This is a genomic window from Cyanobacterium sp. (assembly GCF_054166785.1).
Genome location: NZ_JBSZCP010000035.1, coordinates 42,933 through 63,603, shown reverse-complemented (window position 1 = coordinate 63,603; position 20,671 = coordinate 42,933). Strand labels below are relative to the sequence as shown.

Genomic DNA, 20,671 nt, shown 5'->3' with positions numbered 1-20,671 from the left:
ATTACCCATGGGGGGGATTACGATCGCCCTTTACTTTGCAAGGGGTACCCCAAGCAATTTTAGCACTGGGAATGTTACCTAAAACGGTACTACGGGCGCCGATGATGGTATTAGCACCAATTTGCACTCCGGGAGCAATAAAACAATGACTAGCTACCCAAACCCCGTTACCAATGATGATGGGGGATGTTACTAAGTCAAAGTGGGGTTGGTTATAATCATGGCTTCCTGTGCAAAGATAGCTATGCTGAGAAATGACCGTGTGAGAGCCGATAATAATATTATCTAAACTATAAAAGTAAGTGCGATCGCCTATCCAACTATAATCACCAATAGTAACCTTCCAAGGATATAAAAACCTAGCACTAGAGCGAATTACAACCCCTTTACCAATTTTTGCCCCAAAAAGTTTTAATAATGTTCGTCTTACTCCGTTGAAAGGGTGGGGGGTGAGGGAAAAAACAATGGCTTCTACTATCCACCATAAAAAAATAAACCATTGAGGCTTACCTCGATCAAAATGACCTTGAGTATATTTACTAAGATTAAACCAAGGTTCAGCATCTAGGATAGGAGTTTGATGTTCTCTGGGGGTAATAGATTCGTGATTAGTCATGGATAAAAGATTATTCTTTGACCCTATATTACTAAAATTAGCGGTCATATAGATAGTTTAGGGTATTAGGGGCGATCGATAATACTTAATACATCATTCGGGGACAATTTATTTTTAAACCAAACAATTTTATTAGGTAATTCTCGAAAATTTACCCCAGCCTTAGCCAGATTTAAACGCTCAGAAATAGCCAATATTAAATTATCTCGCTCTACCTTTTGGGTTTGATAAAACTTTTTTTGTAAATATTGAGGACTCCAATAACCCACTATTTCCAAGAGAAAATCCCTACCATCGGGATGGACAATGCGAAAATCGGGAATCATCACACTCCCCGGCACGGGTAATAAATCTACTTCCCTTTCTAGTCGCCATGGGGTATCTAGCTTTTCCCACCGTCGGGCAAAGGATTCTTCTAACAAACTATCATAGGTGGTATTGATTCCATAATGACTTACCAAATCGCAACTATCATCAAGGTGAAAGCGTTTTTCTTTGATGCGGTTAGTATAATTATCTTTTATTCTTAGGGTGGCTTCTAAGCTCCATTTTCGCACATGAAGCAGGGCAGGAATCATCTTGGCTAGGGCTAAACCATAACGGGTATTGGCTTTAAAAAGGCTAGTAGGGCCATCCATGGTAATGGTAAACCCCGTGTCCGCATCCCCTTCCACATATACCATCAACTCAAATAATTTGAGGTAGCGAAATAGTTGTTTATATTCCCCCGGTTGGTTGCGGTGGGCGTGGATGGTAATTTCACTAGCACGGTAAAAAATCCCCTGCACTTGGGAAAGGTTGTAACGGTGGATGAGGGTTTCTGGTTGGGGGCTGTCAAATTGGGTAAGGATACGATTTTCTTGTAAGTCGGCGTACAATCCTTGTTCTATTTCTTGGGGTAATACTTCCCTTTCTCCTTCTTTACTTAAGTTAAGGGCGATCGCACTTAAAGTCAACTCCTTATTATCAGGTATGGGCAGAGAATTAGCACTATGGGAAAAAACCATGTCCCGTAACTTAGAAGGCACCAAAGGACTGACAATTTCAAAGGTGCTAAAGTGATTTTTAAGAAGATGAGCCAAACCCCTTTTAAGACGGTAATCTGGACTATCACCCTCTAATTCTTTTAGTTTATTATCCAAATACCCTTGAGTTTTGCCCACACAGGTTTGAAAACAATCTATTTGCTCACAAGCCAAAAAAAGATTAGATTTACTAAGGGATAATTTCTTGGGAATAATCGTTTCACCATCAAAACGATACATTAACAAGTCTGTTTTAAGCATTTTTTGTTAAAAATCCTCCATAGAAGTTATTAATTCATTCATGGTAAACCATACAGGATAAAAATAAAATGACCATTTTTCAGCTAACTTTAGTTTATCTTTTAAGAAAAAAATCTTAATAATTAATCACAAAAACAATTTTTAAATATATTTACAAAAGCCTACTTATTTTCTTAACAATCTCTACAAAGCACATAGAAAATAGCTCTTACATTTTTACTATAATCCTATGTACAATATCGTACACAAACTTTCTAAAAAGGTAATTAATATAGAATTGAAACGAATTATTTTTTTTGTAAAATACCAAATTAAATGTTTTAACTATTTGGATTAAAAATAGCTCTTACTAGCTCATTTAATAAAAAAACTAAAAAATAATAAATTTTACTTAATAACCTTTAAAAAATAAAAACATAAAACCATGAGTTTAAAAAATAAAGCTAAAGCAACAGCTAAGAATATTGAAGGTAAAATTCAGGAAACCTATGGAGATGTGATTGGATCTCCTAAAAATCAGGCAGAAGGACAAGCCAAACAAGTAGAAGCAAGGGTAAAACAAACAGTGGAGGAAGCTAAAGACGAAGCAAAAAAAATCATCGATTAATTTTCATAAAAAAAGAAATGAAAAATATTTTAAGGTGAATAATGGAGAAATAAATAGTAAATATTGTTTCCCTCTACATACTTTGAAATAGATTAATAAAAAAACTAATAACAAAAAAAAATCTAGTATTGAATATTAAAGAAATAACTTTTCTGGAGAATATAATGATTTTATTAAAACAAATGTTTAAATCTTTGCTAACAATTAGTTTAGTTTTATTTATTTCCCTAACAACGGTATTAGGTTTTATGGGCGGAGATAGCATAGCATCAACATTGCAAATGTCACCCTTAAATAACCAAATAGCTTGGGGGAATGAAAATACAGAAGCGGATCAAAAAAATCAGGAAGGTAAAACTGAGATTGAAATGGAAGAATCTCAAAAGTTAGAGAAACAAAGTCAATATGGTGTCAGTAACGCTATTCAAAATCCTGATTACAAACCCCAAGGGGAAATGGGGCAAGTCGGAAAAGAATCTCGTCAAGGTACTAAAGATATAAAAGCGGAAGCTAATGATGCAATGGGTTCAAATAATTAGGGCTTGATACAAAACTGGTGAGGGGTAATGCACAATTATCAGGCTTTATTACCTCACACTAGCATCTATTATTTTTTCCTTTTTATAGTGTTGTTTTTGCCTACTTTTTGTTTTTTTAAGTATGCGAAAAATCTCAATCATCATACTTTATAAACCTATGTTGAAACCAATTCAAAAATTTTTCCAAAAATTACAGGAACTTTTTTTCGCCATCCTAGTAAAATGTTTATTTTTAGTTAGCTTCGTTTTGTTGTTTATTTCTTGCCAGGGTGCGATCGCCCTTGCTTCCCCCATTATTCCCCATCCAGAAGAATTAGTGCGTGTGGTTCAGGAAATTGAAGCCTTAGATACCATGCGTACTGGACTAGCTTCAACCTTAGAAGGAGATACTCAAAAACCGACAAAGCAGACAATGAAAGAAGTTTGTCGCCCTGTGGGCATGAAAGCCATGAAATTGAGCAAAGACAATGGTTGGCAGGTAAAACAAATTACTAATAAATATCGTAACCCTGACCATGCCCCCAATAGTTTACATGATAAAATTGCCCTAGCAAAATTTGAACAAAATTCTGATTTAATAGGTACTTGGAGCCGTGAAACCATCAATCAAAAGTTAGGAACACGCTACTATCGTCGTATGGATGTGGAGGCAAGTTGTTTAGTGTGTCATGGTTTGAAAGATAGCCGTCCTCAATTTATCCAAGATGGCTACCCCGAAGATTTAGCCTATGGCTTTGAAGTTGGCGACTTACGAGGAATGTATGCGGTTTTTATTCCAGATGATTTAAAAAAAGAAATTCAAAATTCAATTAGTCCATAATTTCAATTTTTTATTTATGAAGTTCAAAAAGTCAATTCAAATTCTACTACTCGGACTTATTTTGTTCTGGGGTGTTTTTTTTGGTTTTGAATCACACCTGATGGCATCAGAGATTTCTACCCCATTTGGTTCGACCATAGAAACGGAGCTTTTGTCCACTTTCGAAGGTTATTCCACCGTAGATGTAGCCGTAGATCGTTATCTGATGTCCATACCATCAGGATATTTTACTATTGCCAATGTTGAAGAGTTAAAAAATTTGATGGCTAATAGTGAACCTTTATTAGTGGATGTGCGAGAACCTTCTGAGTATCGTTCAGGTCATATTCCCAGTGCTATCAATATTCCCCTGCGTACATTATCTCGAAATTTGAATAAAATTCCTAGCGATCGCCCTGTGGTGCTTTACTGTTCAACGGGTTATCGTTCTTCCATGGGGGTAATGACCTTACACTTACTCAATTATGATAATGTGAAGGGTTTTCCTCCTAGCTTATCAGGCTGGAAGGGAGCAGGAGGTGCGATCGCCCTAAAATAGTATTTGATAGGGTAAAATTTTTACTCTGGAGTTACCAAAAAAAATAAAATTAATGAGGATTTTATGCTAAATTCTATATCCGTTAAAGGCTTTAAAATTAATCTGATTCAAGGAGTGACAATACTTTGTTTGTGGATTTTACTGATTATCGGGTGTCCTTTCCCCGCCTTTGCTACCGTGACGCAAATTGAAGAATATCCTGGACAAATGCTTTATCAATCTAGGCAAAATCTACAAGATCAAATGGGAAACTATTGGCGGGCGATCGCCTTTAAACGTATTCATCCTGAAGGTAGTGCCAGTATATCCTTAAGACTAATTGGCTTTCCTGGGGGCGTAAGTTTAGACCACACCCAACCCCTAATCCTAATAACAGATTTTGGACAAACTTTTAGTGCTAAAGATATTTCTGATGATATTTCCCAGAATACATCAAGCCTCGGGAATGTTGGGGAATATGATTTTAATTCTGTTTTACCACAGTTGCAGGAAAGTGTTCCCTTAACATTGTCATTATCAACCATCGACGGAGAATCCATAAGTTTATCTGTTCCCTCTTTTATCATTGAAGAATGGAAAAGTCTCACTGACGGCGATTTTTACAGAGGGTAATGGCTAATTTAATGGCAGATTTCATGCTTTCGGGGTTAGCAATACCTTTTCCTGCAATGTCAAATGCTGTACCATGGTCGGGGGATGTACGAATAAAGGGTAAGCCGATGGTAGTATTAATAGCTTGATCAAATGCCATGGCTTTAACGGGGATTAATCCTTGATCATGATACAGGGCTAAAAAAGCATCCGCCACATTAATATCAGGGTTGTCGTACCATGCTTGAGATGGTTTTACCCACATGGTATCGGGGGGTAATAAGCCGATTAGTTGGGCTGGGGCATATTTTTTTTGAGCATCATTAAACCAATCTTGTAACCACTCTTTTTCTTCCGTGCCTAGTTTCCCATTCTCTCCACTATGGGGATTTAGCCCGGCGATCGCAATTATGGGTGCATCTAAGTTAAAATCTTTTTTAAGGGTATCTAGTAATAACTCTAATTTGAGGGTCATTAACTCAGGATTAAGGGTGCTAGAAACCTGATTAAGGGGAATATGGGTAGTAGCTAGAAGGGTTTTCAAAATCCAACCCGTGCGGGGAGACTGCCCCACAAACATCATGCCAAATTTATCGGTATGGGATTTTAGTGCCAAAACCTCCGTTTGCCCGGGATAATCATAACCTGCTTTTTGCCATAAATATTTAGCGATGGGGGCTGTTACGATACCTTCAAATTTGCCCTCTAAGGTAAGTTCAATTGCTTTTTCAAGGTACAAAAAACTAGCTTCCCCTGTTTGCTCGTTTCCTTTTCCCCAACAAGGCTTGAGGGCATAGGATGTATCAATAACATTAAATTGATTTGGATGTGCTAAGTTAGTTATGTGGTGCAAGTGATGGTAAGTATGTTCTAGCCAAGGGCGATCGCCTATAATTGTGATATTCGCATCATGGGTAATAGAAGAATCAGCCAAGGCTTTGAGGATTACTTCCGAACCAATTCCCGCCCCGTCTCCCATGGTTAAAACTAAATTAACTTTATCGTTATCAATATTCAAAATATTAAAGGGTATAAAAAAACTCAAAAATCCCGTCTATATACAATTTTTGCGGTTTAACCATCCATTGTCAATCAAAAAAATCAGGTATTATCGGTTTACTATTCAGAGTTTATGATTCAAGTGTTAGCAGTTATCTCCGCCGCCGCCTCTGGGGGCTTTCGTGTGGGTTTACCCCTCCTGATTATTGGTTTAGCTAATTTAGACAAACTTTGGTCAGAAATTCCCCTCCTAAATCGTATTCAACCAGAAGTATTACTTGCCATTTTAGTCTCCATCACCATTTTTGAAATCCTCGGTACAAAAAAAATGATTGGCTTGAGGGTAATTCAAATCATTCAATTAATTCTTAGCCCTGTGGTGGGGGCAATTTTAGCGGTGGGGGCGGCTAATTGGACAAATTTAGAATATGTACCCCTATGGATAATTGCTACGATTGGGGGTTTATTTGCTCTGGTGTTGCGATTTGTATTGGTGGGCTTATTTTTTCGGTGGGGGAAAATGCCCATTATCCTGACGGTATCAGAGGATTTACTGGCGATGATATTAGCTTTATTTGCCCTTACTTCTCCTGAAAATGGCGGATTAATTGCGATGCTACTGTTGCTCCTTGCTTTGCGTATCTCTTCCGAGTGGAGACAGTGGCAAAACCAGAGAAAATTTCCCTCAGAAGACCTTACAGTAAACCCCGATAGCGAATAAATAACAGGATTACCGCCCAAGAGCCAAGGCACACCTTGATCGCTACTAAAATATTTAAAATGGGAATTATTCCACCACTAGAGAGGGTTCCCATTTGCCCATAGGGTAATTCTCCTCCCATCAGGGTAATGAGGGCAAGAATAATAAAAACTAGCACGGAAACCTTTTCGATGATGGCAATACGCCATTTATGATAAATTTCCTCTAACATTTCCCATGGTGATGTGATGGCTACAAGGGCGATCGCCGTTCCCCCTGCTACCCCCGCCGCAAATCCACCCCCCGGGCTAAGATGTCCCCTAAGAGCTAATTCTATGGCCACCAGGGTGGCAATGGTTGCCCCTAAACGGGCTAATACCACGGAGGGTTGATCAGTGAATTGATAGACCACTTGGGTGGGGGTTTCATTGGAAAGTAAAAAAGTAGCCCCTAAAATGGCGATGGTGAATACTACCACTTCAAAAACTGTGTCATATAATCGGTTTCGGAAAATTACCCCGGAGACGGAGTTGGTTACCCCAGAGTCTTGGATAATGGTTTCCATGATGCTTAATTCTCCTATTTCGGCAACGGCCGTGGAGGTAAATAGCATTTTCAAAAATAGGGCAAATCCTGCTAATAGATACAGTATTTTCATAAGGGGTTTTAATGGGGGGTGAAATGATGGCAAAAACTTAGTCTTAAAAATATTACCATCATTGCTTCTTTTCTATCTAAAAAACAAATTCTATTGAAAATCGGCTATGCTATAGTTTTATTTTACAGGGAAGAGTGATTTTTTAGTAAGTCACCTACATTAGTTATATTTATAACGAAATTACTAAATATTTATCTTGAAATTTTGCTCCTTTCACGGATTGTCCTTTTAAGGGGGGTGGTAAAAAGATGTTTCGGCGTTGATCCCCTGCTTCGATGGTAATTTCAGGGCCTGATTGGCTTAATTTAACTTGCTTTTTGGCAAATCCTGGTAAAAATACTTTTACTTCTCTCTTACTAGAGTCTATTTCTAAGGGTTTAGGTGCTTTGGTGGCACTGGCTTGGAAGTCGGGCAGGAGGGGAATAATATTATCCCAATTTTGAGAAGATATGGAGGGAATGGGATTGATGGTCAGAGGGCTAAATTTTGCGGTAATTTCGGGGGTGTTGGTGCTTTGGTTTAGTAATACTCCTCCCACGGTTAACCCTATTTGTTGCGCTCCTCCCCATGAATAGAGGGCAGAGGCGATCGCACTGGGCTGGTCATTGGTAACTAAAAAGGCAGCTACCCGAGAGGGGTTATGGATAGCTTTTTTACCGTTGTCTAATAGTTCATTGGCTTCGTTGGTGGGTTGGGAGGCAAAGTTATCGGCACTCCAAGAAACGTTTAACACCGCACTGCTAACGGGTTGAATGAAGGGGGAAAGTCCTTTAACTATATCGGAATTTTCTAAAATATCGCGCATACGGCGAATGTACCAACTAAGGGTGTCGGGAATGCCAAACATTCTTAGGCAGCTAAGGGCATTTTTACTATCGAAAATGATTACATCGTATTTTTCATCTTGTTCCCGAAGATAATTTAAGGTTAACGCTTCATCCATGCCCGGTAAAAGACTTAGTTCTGAGCCATAAATATTTTTGAGTATGGGCGATCGTAAATATTTTTTTTCTAATTCTTCAACCTTCGTCCAACTATCCTCTAATAATTTACTACTGTGAAGACGAATAGCATTGAGATTGGGGGCAATTTCAGTAACTTCTTTTTCCACATCTTTTCCCAATAGCACGGAAAAACAAGGGCTAGAATCCTGTACCGCCAATAATACTTTTTTTCCCTGTTGTGCGTATGAATGGGCTGTTGCGATCGCCATTGTGGTTGAACCAACGCCACCTTTTCCCAAAAAAGTTAAAATAAAAGCCATCTTCAGTGTAGTAAATAATTTATAAATCTAATGTAGGACGTTCCACGAACGCCCCTTGCTTAATTCATTATTGAACTAAGACAACCTCATCCTCAAAAAACCAACCCGTAGTAGAATCAGCAAACTCTACAAATACTCCGATACCACTACCATCGGTCATTTTAAAAGATTTAATAGTTGCGGCTTGTCCTTGTTTTACCTTTTCCACAATCTCAGGGGATACTTTTTCTCTTAAGCGACGGATTTTTACTTTTTGTCCAACTTCCATAAAAATTTTTATACCGTAGTTTTAAATAACAACTCTTAATTTTATCGGAATTTGGTAATTTTTAGCCCCTAGTTTTGGGAATGCTGCTTTATTAATAAATAGTGATAATAGTTTCGTTTTTCTTTTCTCTGATGACACTCCCTAGGAGGAAGTGACAAAGTGGAAGAATTAGCGGCAACGGAAGGCAAAATTTGAGGGTTATTTCTTCCTAATTAACTACCTTCCCCATTATCCTTAGTGCAAGTGAGCTTCGATAAACCAAAGACGCATATCAATGGTACGAGAAATTTCGGTGTATAAATCAGCAGTATCTGCATCACCCAATCCATCAGTGACGTCGATGGCTTTTCTTAAATGGGCTCCATAGGCGGCGTATCTATCGGCCAAGGCTTTTAAATGCTCTTCTCCCGTTACGGCGGTTAGGGGATATTCTTCTAACACGGAATTGGTGGCGGCTACTTTTGCTGTACCAAGGGCGACGGCGGCTAATGCTGTTACTCTTTCGGCGACCATATCCACATAACCTTCTAATTCCCCTGCCATTTCATCAAAGAAGTTATGGAGTTGATAAAAGTCTTTTCCTTTCACGTTCCAATGGGCTTGTTTGGTGTGGGTTTTGAGATCTAAGGTTGTGGCTAGGGTTTGATTTAATAAAGTTGCTACTTTCTCACGAACTTCTTCACTTAAGTCTAAACGTGTACTATATAGATGGGTTCCCATATATTAGTTATTCTCCTAATAAAATTATTGCTTTTTCTTACGCTGTTTTACTTCTACGATATGCTTTACCGTGGAAGGGTTTAAAACTCGATTTGTTTATTTTTGTAGCTTACGATTAGCTACTCACCTTCTTCACCTTAACAAACATTTACATTAAACCGCAAAATCTATAGGTTTCTTTTAGTTTTGAACCATTGTTGTAATAGGGTTTTACATTCTTTTTCTTTGATTCCTGCCACCACTTCTAGGGAATGATTGGAGCAATAACTGTCTGGCAAGTTCATCACTGTGCGTACGGTGCCTGTTTTGTGGTCATCTACTCCATAGACAAGGGTAGATATACGACTATGGATTATGGCTCCTGTACACATGGGGCATGGTTCAAGGGTCACATAAAGGGTACATTTATCTAGTCGCCAGTTTTTTTTTATTTGGGATGCTTGACGGATGGCGAGAATTTCGGCATGGGCTGTGGCATCTTGATCTCTTTCTTTACGGTTATGGGCGATCGCAATTAGTTGATTATTTTCATCTACTATCACTGCCCCTACGGGTATTTCCCCTTGTTTTCCTGCTTCTTGGGCTTGTTGATAGGCTTCATTCATCCACCTAAGATGATTTTGATATATGGAATTAGTCATGGGTGATTTTATTGCGGTTTGAGAGGGGTAAATGACCAACCACGGGAAGAAATAGGTCCGGTAGGAGACATGGCGCCATATTCCGACCAACGCCCCTGCAAAAGTACACCACGCCGTAATAAATTTGCCCCTTGGTTAACCTCTGCCATCGCCACTGTTCGATTACCAATCGCTTGAAGACAAGAACGCCTAGTCATCATTACAGAGCCATCTCCACCCAAAAAACGTCTTGGACTAAGTCTAATGTGGGTGGGGGACACTTCCATTATTTTCACCTCAAACTTACATTCGAGCCAATGGGAGGCGTGGCTATGGGGGTTAGAAAGTAGTAACACTGAAAAAAAAGTAACCAGTGCGATCGTGGATTTAACTATTATTTTCATTACTTAGGGTATCCGCAGATGGGATAATACTACCATTTTTTATCCTTGAAAAACAGTTTTTAGCAAAAATATAAAACACAAAACCAATTGTCATGAAATCTTGACAAACACGATCCCCAAACCCTTAATATTTGGTCATGAAAAGAAAACTGATCTTCAAAGCCATTGACAAATAAAGGATTTATTGTGTTATATAGGACTAAATAAGTGATCCCCGATCTTGTTAAGAGAAAGAAAAATCACTAAATATATCGCTTAAAAAAGGTTCTAATATGACCAAAAACATATTAAATTACCAAACCCACGGAGATTTGATCTCATGTCAAAATCACGACCACCTATTGAGGAAATGACCTTAAGGCAACTGCGCAAAGTGGCGAGTGAGCTTAATATTCCTCGCTATAGTCGCATGAGGAAAGCACAATTATTAAATGCAATCCTCGTTAAACAAAAAGAACCTACACCCACCAAAGCAATAAATTCTGTTAATACCAATAATAATTTATCAAAATTAGATTCAACTAATAATCGGAGAGAATCAAATATGGAAGTATCAAAATTTGATGTCGGACAGGGGCAAGAAGATCTCTCCATGGGAACTTTAGCCTCGGTTGATGAAGGACTTGGAGAGCTTCCCGGGGGTTATGGAGACAGTAGAATTGTACTATTACCAAGAGATCCCCAGTGGGCTTATGCTTATTGGGATGTGCCCCATGAGCAAAAAGAAAGTTTTAGGATGCAAGGGGGACAACAGTTAGCCCTACGTTTATATGATGTCACTGATATAAACATCGAATATCAAAGCCCCCACAATATCCAAGAATATCTTTGTGATGAATTAGCAAGGGAGTGGTATTTACCTATTCCTGTGAGCGATCGCGATTACTTGATCGATATTGGTTATCGTTGCGCCGATGGACGGTGGTTAGTCTTAGCCCGTTCTACCCCTGTTCGTGTTCCCCCCGTGTATCCTAGCGACTGGGTAGAAGATGTGTTTATTACTGTTGACTGGCAAGAAGACTTACAGGGTAAAAAAGTTTATGAGTTAACCCCCCCTGCGAAAAAAGAAGCCATGGCGATCGCCCAGCAAAAACAAGCTCAAATGGCGCAGCAAAGTGGCAATCAAATCTATGACGAAATTTTTGGCATGGCACAGGGTGCAGAAGCTCAAAGAGTAGCAGGTTCTCTCTATGGCAGTATGCAACAAACCCCAAGCTCCATGATCCCTGAAAATACCCTTAGTTCCTACGTATTCCCTTCAGGGATCGGTATGTGGGCAGTACCCACCGCTTCTGGAGCTGGAATAATGGGCTATGCAGGAGGTTCAGGAGTTGGCATGATGGCCAGTGGTTCAGGGGCAGGATTACTCGCCAGTGGCTCAGGGGCAGGAATAGGCATCACAGCACAACCTCGCAAATTCTGGTTAGTAGCCGATGCCGAATTAATCGTTTACGGAGCCACCGAACCCGATGCCACCGTTACCATTGGCGGAAGACCGATCAAACTCAACCCCGATGGCACTTTCCGCTTCCAGATGTCCTTCCAAGACGGTTTAATTGACTATCCCATCGTTGCCGTGGCCGCCGACGGAGAGCAAACCCGTTCCATTCACATGGAATTTACCCGTGAAACCCCTTCCCGGAACACTAATACCAAGGAAGAAGCCACCCTTGAATGGTTTCCCCCCGTCAAAAAACAGTAAATCTTTAAATAATTAATGTTTTGCCCCCTTTTCCACAGAAGGGGGTTTTTTGTTTATTTATCCTATTTGTCAAGCCCCAACAAACAAGCCATCAAAGCCTTTTGGGCGTGCATTCTATTCTCCGCTTGATCCCAAATACGAGATTGAGAGCCTTCCATCACCTCATCGGTAATTTCTTTTTCTCGATAGGCAGGAAGACAATGCAACACAATGGCATCCTTATCAGCAGTACCAAGCAATTTTTTGTTAATTTGATAGGGCATAAAAATAGGAATTCTTTGCTCCGTTTCTTCCTCCTGCCCCATACTCGCCCATACATCGGTGTATAAAACATGGGCATTTTCCACCGCCCCTTGAATATCTTGGGTAATAACCACCTGCTCAGGTTTTTTTGCCAAGGCTTGGGCTTGTTTGACAACTTCAGGGGAAGGAAGATAACCCTCTGGACAAGCTAAACGCACATTCATCCCCATCAATACACCTCCTAACAAAAGGGAATGGGCCACATTATTACCATCTCCTAAATAAGTCATGGTTAATCCTTCTAATTGCCCAAAATTTTCTTGGATAGTTTGTAAATCGGCGAGAATTTGACAGGGGTGTTCTAAATCAGTGAGAGCATTAATAATAGGAATATCACAGTAATCAGCAAAGGTTTGGATGTCTTCTTGGGCAAAGGTACGAATGGCAAGTATATCTAAATAACGATTTAAAACTCTGGCGGTGTCTTGGATGGGTTCTCCTCTACCTACTTGGGTACGACTAGGGTTTAAGTCGATGACGTTTCCTCCTAGTTGATACATGGCAACACTGAAGGATACCCGGGTACGGGTAGAGGCTTTATAAAATAATAGCCCTAGGGTTTTATTACTGTTAAATTCTTTTTTACCGCTTTTTAGGTCAATGGCTAAGTCGAGAATAGTTTTGGTTTCTTCTGCGTTTAAATCGGTGATATTTAGTAAGTCTCTACCTGTCAAGTTGCTCATGAATTACGATTACTTTAATAGTGATTTTAATAATTCCCCATTTTAGCCAACAATTTTAATGGTGTTTCATTTCATTGCTAAAATAAACAACTTAATCATTAGATATAGTACATAGCCATGGCAAAATATATTTTATTCGGTAGCTACTGCGAAAATGCCTTAGAAAAAAGAACTCCCTATCGTCAAGCCCACCTAGATGGGTTGGCAAAACAGAAGCAAGGGGGGATTTTAATTACTTTGGGTCCAACAAAGGATAATACTAAGGTATTTGGTATTTATGAGGCGGAGAGTGAAGGGATTGTTAAAAATTTGATTGAATCGGATCCTTATTGGCAAAATGGTATTTGGACAGATTACGAGGTGAAGGAGTGGATACAGGCTTTTTAGCTAATTGGTAGTTTATTCTGTTGGGTTATATCCTCGAACCCAACCTACAATATTTTTAATGTGCTGAAAAAAATTGTCATAATTTGAACATGAATCAGAAAAAGAGAATTGGAATTTTGACCAGTGGCGGAGACTGTCCGGGGTTGAATGCCATAATTCGTGCGGTGGTAAAGTATGCAACCCGAAAAGATTGGGAAGTTTTTGGGATTCCTCGGGGTACGGATGGATTTGTGGATATTATGGAGGGGAGTTTAAAAATTGAGGATTTACAATTAAGGGATCATGGGTATGATATACCGGGGGTATTGCAGGGTTTAGATATTTTGCAATTTATGAGCGGTAGTGTTTTAGGCTCTATTAGTCGCAGTAATGTAAAGAATGAGAATGTGACTGAGTCTATTTTGCAGGGTTATCATCATTTAGGTTTAGATGCCCTCATTGCCATTGGGGGAGATGGTAGTTTAGATATTATTTATGATTTGGCGAAAAAGGGTAATTGGAATTTGGTGGTAATTCCTAAAACTATTGATAATGATGTGGCGTTTACAGAGCGCTCTGTGGGTTTTGATACGGCACGAAATACCGTTACCCAAGCTCTCTATGATTTAACTTTTACGGCGGCTAGCCATGAGCGTATTATGGTGGTGCAGGTGATGGGGCGTGATGCTGGGCATTTAGCTCTCCATTCAGGCATAGCGGGAGGGGCTGATTGTATTTTGATTCCTGAGTTGACCCCTCAGTTAACGGATAGTATTGTTGATGGTATGACTCAGTATATTGCTCAGTTAAGGTGCGATCGGCGCAAGTTTGCCTTGGTGGTTATTTCTGAGGGAGTAAGGGGATTAAAGGGGGAAAAAGATTCTTACATTGCGGAAACCCTTGCTCGTCTTTTGAAAGACGCTAGTAATCGTTTCTCTGATTCTGGGGATGAGCGTTATTCTGGTTTAGACCAAGTGGACACGAGGGCAACTATTTTAGGGCATTTACAGCGTTGTGGTGTGCCTAGCTCTTTCGATCGCATTTTAGCTACTCTTTTTGGTATTAAGGCATTACATTTAATTGAGGAGGAGAGATATAATCGCCTTATTATTTGGCAAAATGGCACCGTAGAAAGTAAATCTTTAGAGCAAATTATGCCCCTAATTAAATGGTGTCACCAAGAAAAAACCTGTCCTTCCCCGGTGGATCCTGAAGGTTTTATGGTGCGTACTGCCCTATCATTGGGAATATATCTAGGAGATTCTCATTTATCTTGTAATTTTGAGTGATGACAATTTTAGACTGTATTGGTAAATCATTGCACTGAAAAAACAATCTGAACTTTATTTCTCCCTGTGGTCAATTTGTGATGGATTACGGGGAGAAATGGATGAGAATTAATTTTTTTACCGAAAAATCAGCGAAAAGCCCCTGCCTTTAGGTATGGAGAGTGTCAGAATCTCATTATTTCTCGCCCCTGAGACATCACCAATAAATTAATTTGCAAAGGCCCGGAACTATAGGTAGTATTACTCGCAATGGCTCTCATTTCGTCAATATTTTGATCAGAGGCTTCCAATTGTTGAATAAAGTTAACCAAAGAGATTAGTTGTCCATCCCCCACCACAATTCTTCCTAATACTCCTTGTTGTCTTGCTCTAAATTGGGTTACTGAAAGAAGAAAGTCTAATTTTTCTTGGATACTATTATTAGATACATCTTCCGATTCTATGGCAGATCGTGCTATTAATTCATTTTTTTGATAGACTCTTTGATTAGGGGAAACATCGGTAAAAATTCTGACGGTTTCTTCTCCTTGAACATAGTTTCCTGCTGCTAAAATTTGGATCAAATATTCTCCATTTTCTGCCAGTTGATTGCGCATTTGTTCTACTTGGGTGGTGCTTATTTGCACAAATCTTCTATTTAATGATTCTTCTCCATAACCTAATATTCTCATGGCTCCTCGGTTGGCTTCATTTAATACCCCATCTATCAATTCTTCTAGGTTTGTGTTATCCTCAACTTTAACAAGGGTAATGGTTATCAGCTGTCCTCTGACTAGGGCAATGGGTCTTTCTCTTAAGTCTTGATAGGTGCGATAATATTGTTCTAATACTTGAATTTCTCGCTCAAAAAAGATACGATCTCTTTCTAGTCGAGATAATAATTCTTCTTTTTCTGTTAATGTTTGATCTCTCTGGGCGATCGCACTATCTAAACCACTAATTTGCTTATCCCTAAACTGAATTTCAGCCCGTAAATCTTGCTGTTGTTTTTGCAATTCTTGTAAAGTGGCTGACTGTAAGGACAAAACTTTTTCCTGCTCACTAATTTCATCTAATCTTAAACTAAGTTCTTGATCTTTTTCCCTAATTTGTCTTTGTAAAGTAATACTTTCTTGTTCAATATTATTTTTTTGCTCCAACAGAGTAGCCCTTTCCTTCTCGATGGCTTCAACCTCCGCCGCTAAACTAAGGGTTTGCTCATAAATTTCATCCAACAACTCCTGAGTCTGGGTTAATTCTCGCTCAGTATTCAATAAAGTATCCCTAGCCTCCTGTTGACGTTTTTGTGCTTCCGCCAAATCCCTAGCTACCCTATCTTTTTCCCCCGTTACTTCCGCCAACTCCTCTTCCACCTCCCGACGACGATTTAAAATTTCATCCAATTGAAAAACCCCCTGTCGCAAGGAGGCACTCAGGGCAAATAGTATCCCCAGAGTAGAAGCAGAAATAAGTACCCCCGTCCCAATTGATACTACAATGGCTGTTTGTTTAGGGCGTAGATTAAATAATCTTAACCGAGCTTTACCTACTTTTGTACCGATGCGATCGCCCAGGGCAGCAATCAACCCCCCCAATATTAACACCGCAAAAATTAGTACATAAGCACTGGTCATTATAATCCTCTATAATCAAAATCCAAAACCATTGAAACTTGTAAACCTTATTAATATTATACTTTAGGGCTTATGCACCAAAACACATTTAGAAATTAATAAGAATTATTTACCTAAAATCAAGGATGGGTAGAGCCATCAGGCATGATAGTTTCCTTCAAATTCGCCCCCCCAAGGGTACTATTCCTCAAGTCAGCCCCTCTCAAGTCAGCCCCTTCCAAATCCGCCTCCATTAAATTCGCCCCCTGTAAATTGGCATTGGTAAAAACTGCCCCCTGTAGATAGCCATAACTAAAATAAGAATTTTCAAGATTAGCCCCCGAAAGATTAGCCTTCCTCAAGGTAGCATGGGTAAAAAGAATTTGACCCTTTCCCCCCGTCTTTTTTCTCAAAGGAGACAAAGTAAATCTTTTGCCCCCCAAACCATGTAACACCGCCCCCGAAAAATTAGCTCCCCTCAAATTTGCCTTGGATAAATTAGCCTGATGAAGAAATAACCCCTCTAAAATAGAATTTTTTAAATTAGCTTTTCTCAAATCACTACGGCTAAAATTTGCCTCACTCAAATTACACCCTTCCAAATTACCCTGGGATAAATCCGCCCTAGTCAAATCCGCTTCCATCAAATTTAACCCCGTCAAGTCCGCTTCCGTTAAATTAGCCCTCGTAAAATTTACCCCAGTAACATTTGCTCCCGTCAAATTCGCCCCCGTCAGATTCGCCCCCGTCAAATTAGCATTGGAAAGGAAAGTATTAGACAAATTGGCATAACTTAAATCCGCATAGCTCAAATCTGCACTATTTAAATTGCTCCAACTCAAATCACCATAACTAAAATCCGTATGCTGTAAACTAGCCCCAATCAAACGAGAACTAATAATCCTCGTATTCACCAAGTCGCTATGGCTTAAATTTGCACCACTTAAATCCGTAGAGCTTAAATTACTCCAACTCAAATCACAGTGATTTAATTCAATTTGAGTCAAATTAACCTGAATTATTTCACTAGCAGAAAGACTCAGACGACTAAATTCTCTTTGCCCTTGAAAATATAACCTCAATAATTCATCAACATTCATAAGTAGTGTTAGAAAAAAAAATCGGTCAATTTAACCGACCAACAGAAGGAAAATTGATAGAGTTTTGATGTTATGATTTTAGCCTATTCATTCTCAATGATACCTGAGATAGCTATAAAAAAGCTAAACAAAAATACTAATTTGAATTGTGAAGGAAAGTTTATATTTTAGAGCAACCCCCATCATTCGGATCTAAGATCAAATTAGAGAAAAGTAAAAAACACTTATTTAAAAATCTCTAATCAATTTTATTTAGGTGCTACTTAATAAATCTCTTTTTATCTACTTGATCAAGGAGTACATTATGAATGATAATCAAAACCAACTAGCACAACTAGAAAATTTAATTGCTAGGGTAAAAAAAGCCCAAAAAGTTTATGCAACCTTTAGCCAAGAACAAGTAGATCGTATTTTTAAAAGAGCTGCTCTTGCTGCTAATGATGCTCGTATCCCTTTAGCAAAGATGGCTTGTGCCGAAACAGCCATGGGCATTATAGAAGATAAAGTAATTAAAAATCACTTCGCTTCAGAAATTATTTACAATAAATATCGTGATGAAAAAACCTGTGGAATTATTGAAAAAGATGATTTTTATGGCATCGAAAAAGTAGCCGAACCCATTGGGCTAATTGCAGGAATTATCCCCACCACTAACCCCACCTCCACCGCAATTTTTAAAACCCTTTTAGCCCTAAAAACTCGCAACGGAATTATTTTATCTCCCCATCCTCGAGCAAAAAAATGCACCGTAGAGGCTGCCAAAATTATCCTAGAAGCTGCGATCGCCGCAGGCGCACCCCCTGATATTATCGGTTGTATCCAAGAGCCAACCCTAGAAGTATCTCAGGCATTGATGCAACACCCCGAAATTAAGCTCATTCTTGCCACAGGAGGCCCAGGGATGGTAAAAGCCGCCTATTCTTCTGGACATCCTTCCCTGGGGGTGGGTGCTGGTAATACCCCTGCTTTTGTGGCGGGTAGTGCGGACATAAAAATGGCTGTTTCTTCCATTATGCTTAGTAAAACCTTTGATAATGGGATGATATGTGCTTCTGAGCAGTCGGTAATTGTGGAAAACGACATTTATGATGAGTTTAGACAAGAATTTGAGTTTAGGGGGGCTTATTTTACTACCCCAGAGGAAACGGAAAATTTACGGCAAGTTATTTTAAAGGATGGTCGCCTGAATGCAGAAATTGTGGGGCAGTCGGTGATTCAAATTGCGGAGTTAGCTAATATTGTTATTCCCCCAGAAAGTAAGGTATTGATTGCCGAGGTGGAGGACATTGGTATTAATGAGCCTTTATCCTATGAAAAGTTATCTCCCATCCTAGCCATGTATCGTGCGAGAGACTTGGAAGATGGTACGGCTAAGGCGGCGAAGTTGGTGGAATTTGGCGGTAGGGGACATACTTCGGTAATTTATATTGCCCAAGATGATCATGACCATATAGAATATTTTGAAGCGAGAATGGAAACCAGTAGGGTATTAGTTAATACTCCTGCCTCCATGGGTGCTATCGGGGATTTATATAACTTCCGTCTCGATCCTTCCCTTACCCTCGGTTGTGGTAGTTGGGGGGGTAACTCCATCAGTGGTAATGTGGGGGTGTCTCACCTCTTGAATGTGAAAACTATTACCGAGCGTCGAGAAAATATGCTCTGGTTTAGGGTACCGCCAAAGGTATATTTTAAATATGGTTGTTTGCCCGTGGCGCTGGGAGATTTGGCAGGAAAACATCGAGCTTTCATTGTAACTGATCGCCCCTTATACGATCTTGGTATTACTAGCAAAATAGAAAACGTATTGGAACAGTTGGGCATCAGATTTGATGTGTTTTCTGATGTAGAACCAGATCCGAGTTTAAGTACCGTTAACCGTGGTTTGGAGCGGATGAATAGCTTTAATCCTGATGTGATTATCGCCGTGGGGGGAGGTTCACCCATGGATGCGGCCAAGATAATGTGGTTGTTGTACGAACATCCAGATATTGAATTTGAAGGCATTGCCACCCGTTTTATGGACATTCGTAAACGGGTATATGATCTCCCTCCTTTGGGGGAAAAAGCCATCATGGTAGCCATTCCTACCACCTCTGGGACAGGTTCTGAGGTGACCCCCTTTGCCGTGGTAACAGACGATCGCACAGGGGCAAAATATCCTTTAGCAGACTATGCCCTAACTCCGAATATCGCCATCGTTGACCCAGAATTGGTTTTAAATATGCCTAAGAGTTTAACGGCTTTTGGGGGGATAGATGCCCTCACCCACGCCCTAGAAGCCTATGTTTCTGCCTATTCTACGGAGTTTACCAGTGGTTTGGCACTCAAAGCCATCGGTTTAATTTTTGACTATCTCCCCCGCTCCTATAATGAAGGGGCAAAGGACGTTAAGGCAAGGGAAAAAGTTCACTATGCCGCCACCATTGCGGGGATGGCTTTCGCTAACGCTTTCCTTGGTATCTGCCATTCTTTGGCTCACAAATTGGGTTCTCGCTTCCATATTGCCCATGGCTTGGCTAATGCGCTGATGATTTCCCATGTGATTCGTTACAACGCCACCGATGCCCCTTTTAAACAGGCGATTTTTTCTCAGTACAAATATCCTAACGCCAAATACCGTTATGCTCAAATTGCCGATTACCTTCATTTGGGGGGTGAAACGGACGAAGAAAAAGTTGAGTTACTTATTGAGGCGGTGGAAAACCTGAAACGGGCGGTAAATATTCCATCTTCGATTAAAGAGGTTTATTCAGGCACTGAAGAAGAATTTTTAGGGGCGATCGCCACTTTAGCAGAAGAAGCCTTCGATGATCAATGTACAGGGAGTAATCCTCGTTATCCCCTAATCAAAGACATGAAGGATTTATATATCACTGCTTACCATGGCCGTTAGTTTATTTCTCCCCACGGTAAAAATGAAAGTAGGGTGGGCATTGCTCACCCATAGTCAATTATTATGATGAAGAAAAAATCATCAAAACAAAATCAATTACAGTTCAATTG

22 protein-coding genes are annotated in these 20,671 nt (G+C 39.7%); 10 read left to right on the top strand and 12 right to left on the bottom strand.

All coding sequences use genetic code 11. The features are described 5' to 3' along the window. Nucleotide 1 precedes the first annotated feature (1 nt). Nucleotides 2–616, bottom strand: a complete 615-nt coding sequence (locus tag ACXITR_RS06940; RefSeq protein ID WP_457996508.1) for a WcaF family extracellular polysaccharide biosynthesis acetyltransferase — start codon at nt 614–616, stop codon at nt 2–4. A 65-nt stretch (nt 617–681) separates the two neighbouring features. Next, complete coding sequence (locus ACXITR_RS06935; protein WP_457996507.1) at nt 682–1,902, bottom strand: DUF790 family protein; 1,221 nt, start codon at nt 1,900–1,902, stop codon at nt 682–684. Between the two features lie 424 nt (nt 1,903–2,326). Here ACXITR_RS06935 and ACXITR_RS06930 point away from each other — a divergent pair, with 424 nt between their 5' ends. From ACXITR_RS06930 to ACXITR_RS06910, 5 genes are all read left to right on the top strand, one after another. Further along, complete coding sequence (locus ACXITR_RS06930) at nt 2,327–2,509, top strand: CsbD family protein (protein ID WP_457996506.1); 183 nt, start codon at nt 2,327–2,329, stop codon at nt 2,507–2,509. A 128-nt stretch (nt 2,510–2,637) separates the two neighbouring features. Next, nucleotides 2,638–3,048, top strand: a complete 411-nt coding sequence (locus tag ACXITR_RS06925; RefSeq protein ID WP_457996505.1) for a hypothetical protein — start codon at nt 2,638–2,640, stop codon at nt 3,046–3,048. A gap of 157 nt (nt 3,049–3,205) precedes the next feature. After that, nucleotides 3,206–3,868: a Tll0287-like domain-containing protein gene (locus tag ACXITR_RS06920; protein WP_457996504.1), complete on the top strand. Its 663-nt coding sequence runs from the start codon at nt 3,206–3,208 to the stop codon at nt 3,866–3,868. Nucleotides 3,869–3,968: 100 nt separating this feature from the next. Beyond that, on the top strand, nt 3,969–4,406 hold the full coding sequence (locus ACXITR_RS06915) for a rhodanese-like domain-containing protein (protein WP_457996503.1): 438 nt from the start codon (nt 3,969–3,971) through the stop codon (nt 4,404–4,406). A gap of 63 nt (nt 4,407–4,469) precedes the next feature. After that, nucleotides 4,470–5,018, top strand: a complete 549-nt coding sequence (locus ACXITR_RS06910) for a DUF3122 domain-containing protein (protein WP_457996502.1) — start codon at nt 4,470–4,472, stop codon at nt 5,016–5,018. Here ACXITR_RS06910 and pdxA read toward each other — a convergent pair. Further along, entirely contained in the window at nt 4,990–5,976 is a 987-nt protein-coding gene (gene pdxA / locus ACXITR_RS06905) for a 4-hydroxythreonine-4-phosphate dehydrogenase PdxA (RefSeq protein ID WP_457996544.1), read from the bottom strand. The genes ACXITR_RS06910 and pdxA overlap by 29 nt on opposite strands. 153 nt (nt 5,977–6,129) lie before the next feature. On the opposite strand from pdxA, the gene ACXITR_RS06900 reads away from it, so the two are divergent. Next, complete coding sequence (locus tag ACXITR_RS06900; protein ID WP_457996501.1) at nt 6,130–6,717, top strand: DUF4126 domain-containing protein; 588 nt, start codon at nt 6,130–6,132, stop codon at nt 6,715–6,717. Here ACXITR_RS06900 and ACXITR_RS06895 read toward each other — a convergent pair. The 6 genes from ACXITR_RS06895 to ACXITR_RS06870 form a co-directional block, all read right to left on the bottom strand. Continuing rightward, nucleotides 6,692–7,354, bottom strand: coding sequence for a Na(+)/H(+) antiporter subunit B (locus tag ACXITR_RS06895; RefSeq protein ID WP_457996500.1), 663 nt, complete (start codon nt 7,352–7,354; stop codon nt 6,692–6,694). The two genes, ACXITR_RS06900 and ACXITR_RS06895, sit on opposite strands and share 26 nt — an antisense overlap. Before the next feature lie 169 nt (nt 7,355–7,523). After that, complete coding sequence (locus tag ACXITR_RS06890) at nt 7,524–8,618, bottom strand: Get3/ArsA fold putative tail anchor-mediating ATPase NosAFP (protein ID WP_457996499.1); 1,095 nt, start codon at nt 8,616–8,618, stop codon at nt 7,524–7,526. Nucleotides 8,619–8,685: 67 nt separating this feature from the next. Beyond that, the gene (gene petP / locus ACXITR_RS06885) at nt 8,686–8,886 is read right to left on the bottom strand and encodes a cytochrome b6f subunit PetP (protein ID WP_457996498.1); all 201 of its coding nucleotides are present in this window, start codon (nt 8,884–8,886) and stop codon (nt 8,686–8,688) included. 234 nt (nt 8,887–9,120) lie between these two features. Continuing rightward, nucleotides 9,121–9,606, bottom strand: a complete 486-nt coding sequence (gene dps / locus ACXITR_RS06880) for a DNA starvation/stationary phase protection protein Dps (protein WP_457996497.1) — start codon at nt 9,604–9,606, stop codon at nt 9,121–9,123. Between the two features lie 167 nt (nt 9,607–9,773). Continuing rightward, nucleotides 9,774–10,247 carry a tRNA adenosine(34) deaminase TadA gene (tadA, locus tag ACXITR_RS06875; RefSeq protein WP_457996496.1) on the bottom strand — a complete coding sequence of 158 codons (474 nt, stop codon included), beginning with the start codon at nt 10,245–10,247 and terminating at the stop codon, nt 9,774–9,776. An 8-nt stretch (nt 10,248–10,255) separates the two neighbouring features. Further along, on the bottom strand, nt 10,256–10,630 hold the full coding sequence (locus ACXITR_RS06870; protein ID WP_457996495.1) for a hypothetical protein: 375 nt from the start codon (nt 10,628–10,630) through the stop codon (nt 10,256–10,258). 319 nt (nt 10,631–10,949) lie between these two features. Here ACXITR_RS06870 and ACXITR_RS06865 point away from each other — a divergent pair, with 319 nt between their 5' ends. Next, entirely contained in the window at nt 10,950–12,332 is a 1,383-nt protein-coding gene (locus ACXITR_RS06865) for a DUF4912 domain-containing protein (RefSeq protein ID WP_457996494.1), read from the top strand. A gap of 62 nt (nt 12,333–12,394) precedes the next feature. Here the strand turns inward: ACXITR_RS06865 and argF are convergent, their stop codons facing one another. Continuing rightward, on the bottom strand, nt 12,395–13,318 hold the full coding sequence (gene argF, locus ACXITR_RS06860; protein ID WP_457996493.1) for an ornithine carbamoyltransferase: 924 nt from the start codon (nt 13,316–13,318) through the stop codon (nt 12,395–12,397). 117 nt (nt 13,319–13,435) lie between these two features. Between argF and ACXITR_RS06855 the strand changes: the two genes are divergently transcribed. Together ACXITR_RS06855 and ACXITR_RS06850 are read left to right on the top strand one after the other, a co-directional pair. Further along, nucleotides 13,436–13,705: a YciI family protein gene (locus tag ACXITR_RS06855; RefSeq protein WP_457996492.1), complete on the top strand. Its 270-nt coding sequence runs from the start codon at nt 13,436–13,438 to the stop codon at nt 13,703–13,705. Between the two features lie 83 nt (nt 13,706–13,788). Continuing rightward, a complete protein-coding gene (locus tag ACXITR_RS06850; RefSeq protein ID WP_457996491.1) occupies nt 13,789–14,973 on the top strand; it encodes an ATP-dependent 6-phosphofructokinase in 1,185 nt (394 codons plus the stop codon). A gap of 164 nt (nt 14,974–15,137) precedes the next feature. Here the strand turns inward: ACXITR_RS06850 and ACXITR_RS06845 are convergent, their stop codons facing one another. Next, nucleotides 15,138–16,586 (bottom strand): DUF3084 domain-containing protein, encoded by a 1,449-nt coding sequence (locus ACXITR_RS06845; protein WP_457996490.1) that lies wholly within the window; start codon nt 16,584–16,586, stop codon nt 15,138–15,140. A 119-nt stretch (nt 16,587–16,705) separates the two neighbouring features. Continuing rightward, complete coding sequence (locus tag ACXITR_RS06840; RefSeq protein WP_457996489.1) at nt 16,706–17,665, bottom strand: pentapeptide repeat-containing protein; 960 nt, start codon at nt 17,663–17,665, stop codon at nt 16,706–16,708. 304 nt (nt 17,666–17,969) lie between these two features. Here ACXITR_RS06840 and adhE point away from each other — a divergent pair, with 304 nt between their 5' ends. Beyond that, a complete protein-coding gene (adhE, locus tag ACXITR_RS06835) occupies nt 17,970–20,561 on the top strand; it encodes a bifunctional acetaldehyde-CoA/alcohol dehydrogenase (protein WP_457996488.1) in 2,592 nt (863 codons plus the stop codon). The last annotated feature ends 110 nt before the right edge of the window (nt 20,562–20,671 follow it).

What these genes read in the sequence shown, in the direction of transcription:
- ACXITR_RS06865 (WP_457996494.1), top strand. Translation starts at nt 10,950, where the DNA reads ATGTCAAAATCACGACCACCTATTGAGGAAATGACCTTAAGGCAACTG.
- ACXITR_RS06915 (WP_457996503.1), top strand. Translation starts at nt 3,969, where the DNA reads ATGGCATCAGAGATTTCTACCCCATTTGGTTCGACCATAGAAACGGAG.
- ACXITR_RS06845 (WP_457996490.1), bottom strand. Translation starts at nt 16,586, where the DNA reads ATGACCAGTGCTTATGTACTAATTTTTGCGGTGTTAATATTGGGGGGG.
- pdxA (WP_457996544.1), bottom strand. Translation starts at nt 5,976, where the DNA reads ATGGGAGACGGGGCGGGAATTGGTTCGGAAGTAATCCTCAAAGCCTTG.
- tadA (WP_457996496.1), bottom strand. Translation starts at nt 10,247, where the DNA reads ATGACTAATTCCATATATCAAAATCATCTTAGGTGGATGAATGAAGCC.
- adhE (WP_457996488.1), top strand. Translation starts at nt 17,970, where the DNA reads ATGAATGATAATCAAAACCAACTAGCACAACTAGAAAATTTAATTGCT.
- ACXITR_RS06890 (WP_457996499.1), bottom strand. Translation starts at nt 8,618, where the DNA reads ATGGCTTTTATTTTAACTTTTTTGGGAAAAGGTGGCGTTGGTTCAACC.
- ACXITR_RS06910 (WP_457996502.1), top strand. Translation starts at nt 4,470, where the DNA reads ATGCTAAATTCTATATCCGTTAAAGGCTTTAAAATTAATCTGATTCAA.
- ACXITR_RS06920 (WP_457996504.1), top strand. Translation starts at nt 3,206, where the DNA reads ATGTTGAAACCAATTCAAAAATTTTTCCAAAAATTACAGGAACTTTTT.
- argF (WP_457996493.1), bottom strand. Translation starts at nt 13,318, where the DNA reads ATGAGCAACTTGACAGGTAGAGACTTACTAAATATCACCGATTTAAAC.
- dps (WP_457996497.1), bottom strand. Translation starts at nt 9,606, where the DNA reads ATGGGAACCCATCTATATAGTACACGTTTAGACTTAAGTGAAGAAGTT.
- ACXITR_RS06895 (WP_457996500.1), bottom strand. Translation starts at nt 7,354, where the DNA reads ATGAAAATACTGTATCTATTAGCAGGATTTGCCCTATTTTTGAAAATG.
- petP (WP_457996498.1), bottom strand. Translation starts at nt 8,886, where the DNA reads ATGGAAGTTGGACAAAAAGTAAAAATCCGTCGCTTAAGAGAAAAAGTA.
- ACXITR_RS06940 (WP_457996508.1), bottom strand. Translation starts at nt 616, where the DNA reads ATGACTAATCACGAATCTATTACCCCCAGAGAACATCAAACTCCTATC.
- ACXITR_RS06900 (WP_457996501.1), top strand. Translation starts at nt 6,130, where the DNA reads ATGATTCAAGTGTTAGCAGTTATCTCCGCCGCCGCCTCTGGGGGCTTT.
- ACXITR_RS06870 (WP_457996495.1), bottom strand. Translation starts at nt 10,630, where the DNA reads ATGAAAATAATAGTTAAATCCACGATCGCACTGGTTACTTTTTTTTCA.
- ACXITR_RS06935 (WP_457996507.1), bottom strand. Translation starts at nt 1,902, where the DNA reads ATGCTTAAAACAGACTTGTTAATGTATCGTTTTGATGGTGAAACGATT.
- ACXITR_RS06840 (WP_457996489.1), bottom strand. Translation starts at nt 17,665, where the DNA reads ATGAATGTTGATGAATTATTGAGGTTATATTTTCAAGGGCAAAGAGAA.
- ACXITR_RS06930 (WP_457996506.1), top strand. Translation starts at nt 2,327, where the DNA reads ATGAGTTTAAAAAATAAAGCTAAAGCAACAGCTAAGAATATTGAAGGT.
- ACXITR_RS06855 (WP_457996492.1), top strand. Translation starts at nt 13,436, where the DNA reads ATGGCAAAATATATTTTATTCGGTAGCTACTGCGAAAATGCCTTAGAA.